General features: G+C 28.3%; 14 protein-coding genes. 1 reads left to right on the forward strand and 13 read right to left on the reverse strand.

All coding sequences use genetic code 11. The features are described 5' to 3' along the window. Nucleotides 1–129: 129 nt before the first annotated feature. The 3 genes from Q0F58_RS03470 to Q0F58_RS03480 all read right to left on the reverse strand — a co-directional run bounded on the left by Q0F58_RS03470 (nt 130) and on the right by Q0F58_RS03480 (nt 3,019). Nucleotides 130–984 (reverse strand): PRD domain-containing protein, encoded by an 855-nt coding sequence (locus Q0F58_RS03470; RefSeq protein WP_294372630.1) that lies wholly within the window; start codon nt 982–984, stop codon nt 130–132. 63 nt (nt 985–1,047) lie between these two features. Beyond that, nucleotides 1,048–2,013: a GNAT family N-acetyltransferase gene (locus Q0F58_RS03475; protein ID WP_294372633.1), complete on the reverse strand. Its 966-nt coding sequence runs from the start codon at nt 2,011–2,013 to the stop codon at nt 1,048–1,050. Nucleotides 2,014–2,248: 235 nt separating this feature from the next. Beyond that, a complete protein-coding gene (locus Q0F58_RS03480) occupies nt 2,249–3,019 on the reverse strand; it encodes a tRNA threonylcarbamoyladenosine dehydratase (RefSeq protein WP_294372635.1) in 771 nt (256 codons plus the stop codon). A gap of 454 nt (nt 3,020–3,473) precedes the next feature. Between Q0F58_RS03480 and Q0F58_RS03485 the strand changes: the two genes are divergently transcribed. Beyond that, nucleotides 3,474–4,166: a 5'-methylthioadenosine/adenosylhomocysteine nucleosidase gene (locus tag Q0F58_RS03485; protein WP_294372637.1), complete on the forward strand. Its 693-nt coding sequence runs from the start codon at nt 3,474–3,476 to the stop codon at nt 4,164–4,166. 58 nt (nt 4,167–4,224) lie between these two features. Here the strand turns inward: Q0F58_RS03485 and Q0F58_RS03490 are convergent, their stop codons facing one another. The 10 genes from Q0F58_RS03490 to dnaX form a co-directional block, all read right to left on the reverse strand. Beyond that, the gene (locus Q0F58_RS03490; RefSeq protein WP_294372640.1) at nt 4,225–5,481 is read right to left on the reverse strand and encodes a DUF1015 domain-containing protein; all 1,257 of its coding nucleotides are present in this window, start codon (nt 5,479–5,481) and stop codon (nt 4,225–4,227) included. A gap of 227 nt (nt 5,482–5,708) precedes the next feature. After that, entirely contained in the window at nt 5,709–6,617 is a 909-nt protein-coding gene (locus Q0F58_RS03495) for a D-2-hydroxyacid dehydrogenase (protein WP_294372643.1), read from the reverse strand. Between the two features lie 157 nt (nt 6,618–6,774). After that, nucleotides 6,775–7,857, reverse strand: coding sequence for a 3-phosphoserine/phosphohydroxythreonine transaminase (serC, locus tag Q0F58_RS03500; RefSeq protein WP_294372646.1), 1,083 nt, complete (start codon nt 7,855–7,857; stop codon nt 6,775–6,777). A 255-nt stretch (nt 7,858–8,112) separates the two neighbouring features. After that, nucleotides 8,113–8,298 (reverse strand): hypothetical protein, encoded by a 186-nt coding sequence (locus Q0F58_RS03505; RefSeq protein ID WP_294372649.1) that lies wholly within the window; start codon nt 8,296–8,298, stop codon nt 8,113–8,115. 73 nt (nt 8,299–8,371) lie between these two features. After that, nucleotides 8,372–9,778 carry a CHAP domain-containing protein gene (locus Q0F58_RS03510; RefSeq protein ID WP_294372653.1) on the reverse strand — a complete coding sequence of 469 codons (1,407 nt, stop codon included), beginning with the start codon at nt 9,776–9,778 and terminating at the stop codon, nt 8,372–8,374. Nucleotides 9,779–10,248: 470 nt separating this feature from the next. After that, nucleotides 10,249–10,518 carry a pro-sigmaK processing inhibitor BofA family protein gene (locus tag Q0F58_RS03515; RefSeq protein ID WP_294372655.1) on the reverse strand — a complete coding sequence of 90 codons (270 nt, stop codon included), beginning with the start codon at nt 10,516–10,518 and terminating at the stop codon, nt 10,249–10,251. Between the two features lie 27 nt (nt 10,519–10,545). Continuing rightward, the gene (locus Q0F58_RS03520) at nt 10,546–10,824 is read right to left on the reverse strand and encodes a DUF2508 family protein (RefSeq protein WP_294372658.1); all 279 of its coding nucleotides are present in this window, start codon (nt 10,822–10,824) and stop codon (nt 10,546–10,548) included. 243 nt (nt 10,825–11,067) lie between these two features. Continuing rightward, nucleotides 11,068–11,664, reverse strand: coding sequence for a recombination mediator RecR (gene recR / locus Q0F58_RS03525; protein WP_294372746.1), 597 nt, complete (start codon nt 11,662–11,664; stop codon nt 11,068–11,070). Nucleotides 11,665–11,972: 308 nt separating this feature from the next. Beyond that, nucleotides 11,973–12,311: a YbaB/EbfC family nucleoid-associated protein gene (locus tag Q0F58_RS03530; RefSeq protein ID WP_294372661.1), complete on the reverse strand. Its 339-nt coding sequence runs from the start codon at nt 12,309–12,311 to the stop codon at nt 11,973–11,975. Between the two features lie 85 nt (nt 12,312–12,396). Continuing rightward, the gene (dnaX, locus tag Q0F58_RS03535; protein ID WP_294372664.1) at nt 12,397–14,040 is read right to left on the reverse strand and encodes a DNA polymerase III subunit gamma/tau; all 1,644 of its coding nucleotides are present in this window, start codon (nt 14,038–14,040) and stop codon (nt 12,397–12,399) included. Nucleotides 14,041–14,043: the final 3 nt, after the last annotated feature.

The following is a 14,043-nucleotide window of genomic DNA, read 5'->3' on the forward strand; positions in this document are numbered from 1 at the left end:
TTTAGAATACACTCTTTAATGAATAAAAAACCACACTGATGTTTTTAATTACTTTCCATTATTGAAATGGTAAAAAACTGAAAGCATGCTTTCACCAATCTCTGCAACATCGATGTGGTTTATATTCGATTATTCTTTTCTACACACTCTAAATCTCTCAATATGAATACTCAAACATGCTATTTCTTCTTCTGTAACTAAAACCCCTATATTTTCTTCAATTATTTTGGCTACTCCTTCAGATATTTTATATGACTTTTTATATGCTTTTTTTATAATAGATGCCAAATCATTATCAACAGTATTGTTAGTCAATATTCTCTGAATTGCAAATTTAACATGAGTTGAGAATCTTGCATAATCTAACGAATTTTTATTTATTGACATGCCTATCTTCTTTTCTACATAGCAGGCAATTTCATTTAATAAGCTTGTATTTTTAACAGTATTAGATATTTTTTCTCCATTTAATGCAGAATATATATGTAAAGCTATAAACCCAATTTCTCCATCAGGTATACTTATACTTGAATAGTCTGATATTATTCTTCCAACTATCTTTGCCAGCTCATATGCTTTAGGATATAATGTTTTTGTCTCTATTAAAAACGGATTTTCAATTTCTTCATTATTCTTAAGTCTCTTTACTGCAAAAAACAAATGATCTACAAGTCCTATATGTATCCTTTCATTTAATTCTATATCTATCATATTTGAAATTTTATAAATAGCTTCTTCACATACAGCAAAAAAATCATTATCTATTTCATCAACAAGATATTTTAAATCATTTATATTTTCTTTATTTTCTATAACAAAAACTTTTTCAACATCTGTTCCTTGAGGGATTACTTCATTAGGCTTCTTAGCAAAACCTATTCCCTTTGCAAAAAGTATCTTTTCTTTATCATTTGAATTAACCAAAACAATGTTATTATTGAATACTTTTGACACAACTTCATCTTTAACAAGTCTTATCCCCATAATTTTACTCCTTATAAATAATATCCATTTTAATGATATTTTTCATTAATTATAAACAAACTATTATTTAAAAACACAATGATTTATTTTATAGAAATCATCTTTAATCATATAGTATGTAACATGATCTTGCCATTTGCCATTTACCATAAGATACTTTTCATTAATTCCTGTCTCTTTAAAACCTATAGATTTTAAAACGGCTTTAGATTTTTCATTATCCAATAATACTGAAGCTTCTACTCTATGAAGTTCCCATTCATCAAAAGCATATTCTAGAAAGAGACAGACGCTCTCTTTCATATATCCTTTTCCTTGTTCATCTTCATCTATTGAATATCCTAATATCCCACTTTTTAAAGAACCATAAACAATATTAGATAATTTAATTTTTCCTATAAGTCTATTGCTTTTAAATATTCCTAATTCTATATTAGTCCCATTTATTAGCTGTTTATAGCTCTCATTAAGAAGATTTCGTTGTCCTTCTAATGAATAAAAATTATTATCTCTAGCTGGTTCAAATGGTGCAAGATAATTTTTATTCTTTATATAATAATTGAGAAGTTCTTCTGCATTACCTGGTGTCAAATTTTTTAATGTTACATTTTCTCCTATAAGTTCAATAGCTGTAGCACTTTTACGCTTTAAATATTCAGCTCTTGTTATTCCAAAAGAAAACTCTGTAAGATATTCTCCTTTATAATATTCATTCTGACTTAACACGCCTTCTAAAGTAAATCCAATATCTAAAAAAGCCCTTATATCTATATTTTCTAGAACCCTTATGTTTACTTTAAATGTATTATTGTTATTAAAAGCTGCTTTTACAATCATATTTAAAGTCTCAATTAGCAATTCATAATTACTTTTTCTATAAAAATTCAGTTTTATATCGCATCGTTTTGTAGAATTACTAAGCTCAATCATATTAAATCGACCTATTATTATATCATTACTATCTTTTATTATATATTCTTCTTCAGATGATTTATCTGTGAATATCTTCACCTTTAAATCAGATTTCATAATTATTCTCTCCCAAAATTCTAATGATTGATATTGTTTTATTATTTTTACTTGTCTATATACATGATTATATTATACTATATAGAACTCTTATTATTAATAACATAAATCTTCAATAGAATTTTATATTTTATCCACAATTTTTTCATTATATAATTACTTATACACAAAATCCACAATATATTGTGGATAACTTTTTTGTCGTTTCAATATATTGTGGATTTTTTACTTTTTTCTATTTTTTATTATTTATTCCGACTATATCCTTTATAACTTCTCCTGCTATTATCATACCTGCAACTGGAGGTACAAATGATATACTGCCAGGAATCTGTCTTTTTTGAGCACATTTTTTAGTTCCTCCTGTACATACGCATCCAGTTTTGCATGTAACTACATCTTCTACTTTAGGTTTCATAGGAATCTCTTCAGAATATACTACTTTTAATTTTTCAACTCCTCTTTTACGTAATTCATATCTCATAACCTTAGCTAATGGACATACTTTTGTTTTAAACACATCTGTAACTTTAAACTGTGTAGGATCTAATTTGTTTCCTGTTCCCATACTGCTCATTATTCTTATGTTGTTTTTATAACAATATTCTGCTAATCCAAGTTTTGCAGACACTGTATCAATTGCGTCCACTACATAATCTATATCTTTGGGTACTATTTCTTCAATATTATCTTTAGTAACAAAAGTCTGATGAGTTATAACATTACATTTTCTATTTATAGATAAAATTCTTTCTTTCATAACTTCAACTTTAGGTTTACTTATAGTATCATATGTAGCATGTATCTGTCTGTTAAGATTAGTTAAACATACAGTATCATCATCAATAAGCGTTATTTCTCCAACTCCAGCTCTTGCTAAAGCTTCTACTGTAAAACTTCCAACTCCTCCAACTCCAAAAACTATAACTCTGCTGTTTCTTAATTTTTCTAAGCCCTCTTTTCCTATTAAAAGCTCTGTTCTTGATAAAGAATGTTGTACTTGCATTTCATCTACTCCTTAAATTTAACAATTTATTTTATATTGTTTCAATATATATTCCAATTAACAATGCACAATTGACAATAAATAATGAACTCTTTGATCAATATACAGTAACTATACTTGCTTATAATATACTATATGTTGATTTACATTTTATATTTATGTTAGTATTAAAAATTCTCAATTATCTTTTTTAATCTCAAGCTTTATACTTTACAAATATTAGATAGATTTTAAATATAATTTTTTTAACTAAACATCTGCTTATATTTATTACAGACTAATTATACAACAACTCAATTAATTAAATCTATCTGTTTACTATATATTTTATTCTTATAGTTAATATTACTGTAAAAAATAGCTATTAAATTTTATTTTTAATGTTTATAATAATAATTGAGACTTCAAATAATTTTGATCATGTAATTTTATTTTTAATATCGGAGGAATAACAATGACAATAGGAATCATTGCTGCTATGGCAGAAGAGTTAGAAATTTTATTAAAAGATTTATCTCTAGAAGAAAAAAAAGAAAAAGCTAATATGACTTTTCATAAAGGAACTTTATATGGAAAAAACGTTGTAGCTGTAGTCTGCGGAATTGGTAAAGTAAACTCTGCTGTCTGCACTCAGATACTAATTTCTGAGTATAACGTAGATAAAGTAATAAATGTTGGTGTTGCTGGAGGAATTGGTAAAGATATTTACCCAGGTGACATTGTTATTGCTGAAAATTTAGTTCAACATGATATGGATACAAGTGCATTTGGTGATAAACTAGGACAAATTCCTAGACTTGACACATTTGATTTTAAATGTGATCCAGAATTAATATCTTTTGCTAAAAAGTCATGTGAAGAACTTTCAGATTTAAACAGTTTTACAGGAAGAATTGCTTCAGGAGATCAATTTATTGCAAATATTGAAAAAATCCAATGGCTTGATAAGGAATTTGGAGCTATTTCATGTGAAATGGAAGGTGCAAGTATTGCTCAAGTATGTTATTTAAACTCTGTACCATTTGTAGTTATAAGATCAATTTCTGATAATGCAAATAATGGAGCTCATATGGATTATGAAAAATTTGTTCCAATAGCTGTTCAAAATTCAACTAAAATTTTAAAAAGAATGTTAGAAATGATGTAAAATTCACAAAGCAAAAAAGAATGTAAGCAAAATACTTACATTCTTTTTTGTGATACAATTATTTTAATTTATGAATAAATAATCCACTTCTAAGTTTTGGTTCAAACCAAGTTGATTTAGGAGGCATTACTTCTCCCATATCTGCAACATCCATTATGTCATGAACTTCAGTTGGATACATTGAAAAAGCAACTTTCATATCAGTATTTACTCTTTTTTCAAGTTCCTTTATTCCTCTTATTCCACCAATAAAGTCTATTCTGTCTGATGTTCTTACGTCTTCGATTCCCAAAATAGGAGTCAATACATTATTTTGAAGAATTGCAACATCAAGTTGTTCTATTGCATCAAATTCATTAAATGAACCTGGTTTAGCTTCAAGAAGATACCATTCTCCTTCTAAATCCATTCCAAAAGTATGCTTTTTATAAGGTTTTATTGGTGCATTTTCTTCAGACTTGCTTATTATAAATTTATCCTCTAATTTGTTTAAGAATTCTTCTTTTGTCAATCCATTTAAGTCCTTAACTACTCTGTTATAGTCCATTACCATTAAATCATTATCAGGGAATGCAACTGCTAAGAAATAGTTAAATTCCTCATCTCCAGTATAATCTGGATGTTCTTCTCTTCTCTTTAATCCAACCTTTACAGCTGATGCTGACCTATGATGTCCATCTGCAATATATAAGTAATCTACTTCTTTAAATAAATCAACCAATTCACTTATTATTATTTCATTATCTATCACCCATACAATGTGTTGAATTCCATCTTCAGCTACAAAATTATATACTGGTTTTCTTTTACTTTCATTTTCGATCCATGCTTCAATAATTTCTGAAGCAATTTGTTCTTCTTTATAAGTTAAGAATATTGGACCTGTATTAGCATCACAGTAATCAACATGATTTATTCTATCTTGTTCCTTATCGGCTCTTGTAAATTCATGTTTCTTTATTATATTGTTCATATAATCATCTATTGATGCACAAAATACAATACCAGTCTGTGCTCTTCCATTCATTATTTGTCTATAAATATATAAACATGGATGTTCATCCTGAATATATTCTCCATCATTAATCATTCTATCAAGATTTTCTCTAGCTTTTTCATAAACCTTTTTATCATGAACATCAATTGATGGATCTAAATCAATTTCAGCTCTATCAACATGAAGAAATGAATATGGATTTCCTACAACCATTTCTCTCGCTTCTTCGCTGTTCATAACATCATAAGGTAATGCAGCTATTTTTGATGCTAATTCACTGATAGGTCTTATACCTTTAAATGGTCTAACTATTGCCATTAGAAACTCCTCCTGTTCTATATGAATATTATCAATTCTGAATTTCTCAATTCAATACATGATAATTATCTTTAATAATTAATCCTATAATTAATATATATTCTATATGTAAAATAAATGATACATAATAATTATATTTTATCTTACATCTATTTTCTTCTACTTATTAAAGCTCAGAAGAGCAGACTTTTGTAAGTACACTCTCTGAGCTGAAAACTTACTTAATATTATAAGTTAAAAAATTCTTTTATTATTGATACTACTTCTTCACCAATTCTAGTCTGTGCTTCATTAGTAGCAGCTCCAATATGAGGAGTTACACTTACCTTTGCATTATTAACTAATGAAGTATTCTTTGTTGGTTCTTCTTCAAAAACATCAAGACCTGCACCAGCAATCACTCCATTATTAAGAGCTTCTTCTAATGCTGCTTCTTCAACAACTTTACCTCTTGCACAGTCAATTAAGAATGCAGTATTCTTCATTAATTCTAATTCTTTCTTTCCAATTAATGATCCAGCTTTCTTATCATATGGAACATGAAGAGAAACGAAATCTGAAGTCTTTAATAAATCTTCTAATGATAAGAAATCATATGCTAATGAATCATTCTTTCCAAATAAATCAGTATATACAACCTTCATTCCTAAAGCTTCAGCTTTCTTTGCTAAGGATTGTCCAATTCTACCCATACCAATGATACCTAAAGTCTTACCTAAAATTTCAGTTCCTTGGTATTTCTTTTTATTCCATTCACCATTTCTCATTGTGTAGTTTGATATTCCTACAAATCTTGCAAGTGCAAACATATGAGCTAAAGCAAGTTCTGCAACTGAATTTGAGCTTGCAGCTGGAGTATTCTTTGTAGTTACTCCTACTTCATTACCTGCTGGTATATCTATATTATCAACACCAACACCTGCTCTTATAGCTAACTTTAATTTTCCGCCTTTTTCTGCATTGAAAACATCAGCAGTAAGCTTTGTAGCTGATCTTATAACAACTGCATCAAAATCCTTTAATTTTTCACCTAATACATCTTGTTCAATATGTTCGTTAACAACTTCAACACCTAAAGCTTTTAATGCTTCAATTGATGCTGCTTGTAAACCATCGTTTGTTAATACTCTAACCATTTTAACTAAATCCCCCTTGATATTATGCTTATCAGATTCTTGTAATAATCTTATCTTTTTCTTTCATGTAAATTTCCCCAAACAATGAAAGAATTCTATCAGAACATGACTAATAGAATTTCACTTCTTAACATCATTGTCCAATATTTATCTTAAACTATTTATTTTCTGCTTCAAACTTCTTCATAAATTCAACTAAGTATTTTACACCTTCTATTGGCATTGCATTGTATATACTAGCTCTCATTCCACCAACTGTTCTGTGTCCCTTAATATTTTCAATTCCGGCTTTTTTAGCTTCTGCTACAAATTTAGCATCTAATTCTTCATTTCCAGTTACAAATGGAACATTCATTAATGAACGGTCTTCTTTTACAACTGTTCCTTTAAATAATTCACTTTGATCTAAGAAATCATAAAGAATTTTAGCTTTTTCTTCATTTCTCTTCTTCATAACTTCAAGACCACCTAATTTCTTAAGATGCTTGAATACTTTTCCGCATATATAAATACCATATGCTGGTGGAGTATTATATAAAGATTTTGCATCTGCATGTGTCTTATATGTTAACATTGTTGGTGTTCCTTCAAGTACATCTTCTGTAATTAAATCTTCACGAATAATTACAACTACAGTACCAGCTGGTCCAATGTTCTTTTGAACTCCAGCAAAAATCAATCCATATTTAGTAACATCAACTGGTTGTGATAATATGTCTGATGACATATCTGCAACTAATATCTTTCCTTTAGTATCTGGAAGATCATGATATGTAGTTCCGTAAATTGTATTGTTGTGACAGATGTATACATAATCTGCATCATCACTAATTTTTAAATTCTTTAAATCTGGAATATAAGTAAATGTCTTATCAGCTGAAGATGCTATTCTATTTACCTTACCATATTTTTCTGCTTCAGCTGCTGCTTTTTTTGCCCATTGCCCTGTTATGATGTAATCTGCAACTTTATTCTTCATCAAGTTCATTGGAACCATTGCAAATTGTGTTGATCCACCACCTTGAAGAAATAATACTTTGTAATTATCAGGAATGTTCATTAATTCTCTTAAATCTTTTTCTGCATCTTGAATAATTTCTTCGAATGCTTTGGAACGATGACTCATTTCCATTACTGACATTCCAGTCCCCTTATAATCTAACATTTCTTCTGCAGCTTCTTTTAAAACCTCTTCTGGTAATACAGCAGGTCCTGCTGCAAAATTATAAACTCTTGACATGAAAATTGCCCCCCAATTTTTATATTTTATAACTATTATAACATATTTTATATGATTAGGAATAACATATCAATAAAATTATTTCTATTTTTCATTGATATGTTATTCTTTGCCCTAAAACTTTATCGACTTATTTTTTAAATCCCAAATACCTTAAAAATATGAAAATACATATTTTTATTTATTAATACATTTTTTTCATATTTTCATTGATAAATTAAAAGCACTAGAAATATTTTTTCTAGTGCTTTTAATTTAATCGTACATTTTATCATCATCAAAATATAATACAGATTCTGTTTCTCTGCAATATTTTACGCACATACATTGAGCCAATTTTCTAGGACATCTATAACACAGACAAGTTAAATCTTTTCCATTACAGTTTCCTTTCTTTAATTCCACACAGTCGCTACAGTTTACTCCATTTCCTGCTGCCATAATTATCACTACTCCTTAAAAATTATACTGCTACATTAAATCTTAACTCAAAGTTCTTGAATGTCAACAAATCTTAATAGTTAGGTTCATCAATATATATGTATCCATACAAATATTCTTTAGAATATATTTCTTGATAATTAAAACATTCTCCATGCCATGCAGATTCGGATATATACACTTTATCATTATCTACTTTTTCTACCACAGCAACATGTCCAAATCCACCTGATCCTGGAAGATCTGCTTTCCATACTGCAATAGCTCCCACTTTAGGTTCAGAACCATATCTATATTTCCCACTTTTTAAGTTTGCATTCCACCATTCATATGCATTGCCTATAAGATTGGCTTCAGTCGGTTGCTTTCCTGTTAACTCCCATATACGTCCCCATGCATACCATGTACAATTTCCCTTAATTTGTTCACCTGTACTCTTAAAAAATGGAGGAGATAATCTTACTTTATAGAATATATTTGAATCAGAATAATAATGTATATCATTTTTATCTGGTTCTGTAGTTCTGATTCCTCCTAAAGTAACTTTAATATTCTCTTTAGGTTTATCCTTGTCATTATTTTCAATACTATTTTCCTCAGATTCCTTTCTGTCCACAACTGTGTCTTTATTTGTTTCACTTGAAGAATTAAAAAAGGATTCATTATTATCTACTGGTTTATCAAAACTTATCCAATCAGCACTTACCCATGCTGTCATGTTGTTAAATTTAATAGGATAAAATCCATTTTTTCTTTCTCCTGTAATAATAATTTCAGTTCCTCTTGGAAGTTTTCCTAAAACAGCTGAATTCACATCTGAATCTGAACGCACATTTAAAATGCCACTATTAGTATTAACATATCCAGTAATTGTATAGTCTTCTTTGGAATCAATTATTGTTTCTTTATCAGAATTAGTTTCATTTTCACTTATAAGAGCTCCACCTTCTGAAAATTTATAGACCTTTCCATCAATACTTAATTCACCTTTTTCCAATTTTCCATTTATCCCTGCATAGTACCATGTTCCATTATCATCAATCCATCCAGTTTTCATGATACCACTGTCATCAAACATATACCATTCTCCATTTATTTGAACCCATCCAGTATCCATGTTTCCGCCACTAGACATATAATACCACTTTTCATTATCTTGAACCCAGTCCGTCTGCATTACTCCAGAATTATTAAAGTAATACCACTTATCATTAATTAATTCCCATCCAGTACTCATTTCTCCATCATTGTTAAATCGATACCATTTGTCATTATCTTTAAACCACCCTGTATTCATATAACCATTTTCATCAAAATGATACCATTTATTATCTACCTGTTTCCATCCATTAATTTTTTGTCCATTTTCCATCCAAATCCATTTGTCACTTTCTTTATTCCATTCTGCAGAAACAGGTATAGAAATTGTAAAACTCATAAAAATACCAAAAATTATTTTTCTAATATACGACCTTTTCACTGCTTTTTCCCCTTTTTACTTCATTATTTAATAAAATGTCATTCATATAACACTTAATAAGTTTTTTAACTTTATCTTCTCTTGTTGATTTTAATTATGTAAAACAATAAATCCATATATTACAAGATAAAACTGCATTTAAAATTTATCTCATCAATGAAATATCAAAAAAATCTTAAAAAGATTTCGTCCTTTATTCATTATAAATTATTAAATGTTCATTATTAATTGTAATATATATAAAAAACTATCATACTTCATATCAAAATTCCACCTATTACATATTATATTATAATAATCCATATAACAAACTAAAAATATATATTTTTAGAAAATTTATACTAAACAAAAAATACTTGTCCAACAAAAAGGTTTTTTAACATATATTTATACTTAATAAACAAAATATTTGTATTAATATAAAACATATATAAAACCTTATTGTAGACAAGTATAATTAAAATTTCAACTTATAAAAATAATACAATTAATGCTATAACTACAACTCCAGGAATACCTAAAAAACCTGCAATCAACGCCGTTATGGGATTGATTGGTAATGTGAAGCTTGTATTAAGACCAATTATCCCTAGATTAGAAGTTATAATATTAACTATATATAATAAAATAACTCCTGCTATCCCATTTATAAGTATTTTTAATGGCCATTTTAAAAGTTTTATTAAAAGAAATAAAACAACAATTCCTATTAAGCCATATAAAATATATTGTTCACTCATAATTAACTCCTGATATATTTTTTCTATTTATTCAACTACTTTTAAATTTTTTTCATATATATAATCATATCCGACTTGAATATCCATAGATCTCGCTATTGATAACAAATAATCATATCTTTTTCTTGCTACATTTTCTGAATAAATGGCAACTTCTATAAGTGTCTCATCACTGACATTATTAAACATACTGCGTGCTGCATTAATTTCTTTTTTTGCTTCTTCCATTTCCTGCAGAAGATTTTCATAAAATCGGGATGAATCTGTGTCATTTAATACATATTTTAGAATCTTTTTTCTGTTCACATAAATCCCTCCAAAAAAGTTCTTATTATAATTTTATCCATTTTTGGAATTATTTATGCATGCCTTAAATAAAATTTAATAAATATCTATTATTAAATTTTATCTACCTTGTAACAAATTATTAATATATTAATATAATATGAGTATAAGAAGCTTTTCACTCATGTCAAACAAAAACTTCTAACTCCCATCTATGTAACACCTTTTTCTAGGAATCCAAAGACCCTCTTTGGATTCCATTATTTATATTTCTTTTCTTCCTTCAAGAGCTTTTGATAAAGTAACTTCGTCAGCATATTCAAGATCTCCGCCTACTGGTATTCCTGCTGCAATTCTTGTCACTTTTACATCTAAGGGTTTTAATACCTTTGAAATATACATTGCTGTAGCTTCTCCTTCAATATTAGGATTAGTAGCTAATATAACTTCTTTTATGTCAGAATTCATTCTAGCTACAAGCTCTCTTATTCTTATATCCTGAGGTCCTCTTCCCTGCATTGGTGATATATTTCCATGAAGCACATGATAGACACCATTATATTCTTTCACTTTTTCCATGGTCATAATATCTTTTGGCTGCTCAACAACACAAATCGTTCCTTTATCTCTATTTGGATTTGAACATAAAGAACATGGATCTGAATCTGTAAAATTTCCACATACAGAACAATATTTTATTGTTCCTCGTGCTTTTACTAAAGCATTTGCAAATTCTTTCACTTCATCTTCAGGAAGATTTAATACATGGAGTGTCAGTCTTTGTGCTGTCTTCTTTCCTATACTTGGAAGCTTTGCAAATTCTTCTATTAATTTTTCTATGGCTACTGGATAAAATTCCATCATAATTTCTAATATCTCCTTTTATTCCTAATTATACTTTACACATTTATTTTTATTGTTCATATGCAACTATCAAATTACTCTATATATTTCAATAATAAAACTACATAATAATTAAAGAAATCTTGAAAAGATTTCATCATTTATTGTTCATTGCTAATTAGAATCTATATATGATAATATAATTTTTTAATTTTCTTAAATTATCTATTATTATTAATCAAATTACAATCTTTCATTTAAAAAAGCATACAAGCTGATGGATAATCCAACATTCCTGTATGCCATATTCAACCAATTAAAACCAATTAGAATAGTCCACCCATTCCACCAGTTAATTTACCCATTTTACTTGAAGTTTCTTCATCAGCTTTCTTCATTGCTTCATTAACAGCACTTAGCACTAAATCTTCAAGCATTTCAACATCATCTGGATCTACAACTTCTGGTTTTATGTTTATAGCAGATACTTCCTTCTTTCCAGTTACCTTAACTACTACAGCTCCGCCACCTACAGATGCTTCAAATTCTTTGCTTTCGATTTCTTTCTGCATATCTTCCATTTGCTTTTGAAGTTTTTGAGCCTGTTTCATAAGATTATTCATGTTTCCGCCGCCAAAACCTCCTGGGAATCCACCTCTTGCCATAAAAAATCCTCCTCTTCATTCTTTAAATATCATTTTTTTATTATAAAACATCTTCAGATAATAAACAAGTTTCACATAAATTTCACTATTCATCGTATACTTCAAATGGTATTCCATCTATTTTACTTTTAATCATCTGTTCATTATTTATTATATCTTCTTTTTCTTCTATAAGAGTATAATTAACTATTACTTTTTCCCCTAAAACTTTAGAAAATACTTCATTTACTACTGGCTTAAAATCAGGATTTTCAAGTCTAGGCTTACTTTTAGAATATAGTTCATTAAAACCTATTGTAACAATTCCATTTTTAAAAGAATAAGGTTTTCCTGTAAGTAAAGACGCATGAATTACCCTTGCCCTCATAGATTTAAACATCTCCAATATCTCAGTCCATGACCTTGCCACATCATCAATAGTAAGTTTTGAATCTTTATTAAAGCCTTCACTAAAATCTGCTTCTGGAACTTTTGCTTTATCATCCGCTTTTTTATGCACTCTTGATATTGTGTCATTTACATTATCCCGTACTATTTCATTTTTCTCATTTGATTCGCCTTTTACAATTTGAATTGATCCATTTTTCAAATTTTCTTCTAATCTATTTATTCTTGTTAAAATAACTTCATTTGATGTATCATATTCTATTTTGCACATTTTTATTATAGATAATTCCAAATATAATCTGCTTTGTTTGCTCATTTTAGAAGTAACTTCTGCTTCTTGAAGAATTCTGATATCTCTCATTATTTCTTCCACACGTATTTTTCGTCCCTGTTCCCTCATCAATGTAATATTTTCAAGGGACATATCCAAAACTTCTTCTGGATTAGTAGTAACTTTTATCATAAGAAGATTTCTAAAATGAGCTATCAAATCTTTTATAAACAACTGTATATCTTTTCCCGAATATACAAGTTTATCAACTATAATCATTGATTTTTCTATATTTTTTTCTATTATTGAATCAGTAATATTAAATAAATATTCATTAGTAACTAATCCAAGAATACCTACAAGATCTGTATAATTTATCTCATTCTCACCCATTGCAATAGCCTGATCTAAAATACTTAAAGCATCTCTCATCGCACCATCGCATACCCTTGCAATAAGATCCAGACTCTTTTCTTCACATTGAACATTCTGAGCCTCTGTAATTTTTCTCAATCTATCAGATATTTCTTTATGATTAATTCTTTTAAAGTCAAATCTTTGACATCTTGAAAGGATTGTTATTGGAAGTTTCTGAGGATCTGTTGTTGCAAGTATAAAAACCACGTTAGCAGGAGGTTCTTCTAAAGTTTTTAAAAATGCATTAACAGCAGAAATACTAAGCATATGTACTTCATCTAAAATATAAACTTTATATTTTGCCTCTTGAGGTGGATATTTTGTATCATCTATAAGTGTCCTTATATCTTCAACTTTATTATTAGATGCTGCATCCAGTTCAGTTACATCTATAGCTAATCCTTCATTTATTTTCCTGCACATTTCACACTTATTACATGGCTCTCCATCTTGTAGATTAAGACAATTTAGAGCTTTAGCCATTACTTTTGCAGTAGATGTCTTACCTGTACCTCTTGTTCCACAAAAAAGATATGCATGTGCTACCCTGTCATTTATGATTTCATTTTTTAATGTTGTAGTTATGTGTTCCTGACCAACTACATCATCAAAAGTTTTTGGTCTCCATTCTCTATATAATGCTGTATAACCCAAAGG

It is taken from the genome of uncultured Clostridium sp., assembly GCF_934754915.1.
GTDB lineage: Bacteria > Bacillota > Clostridia > Clostridiales > Clostridiaceae > Clostridium.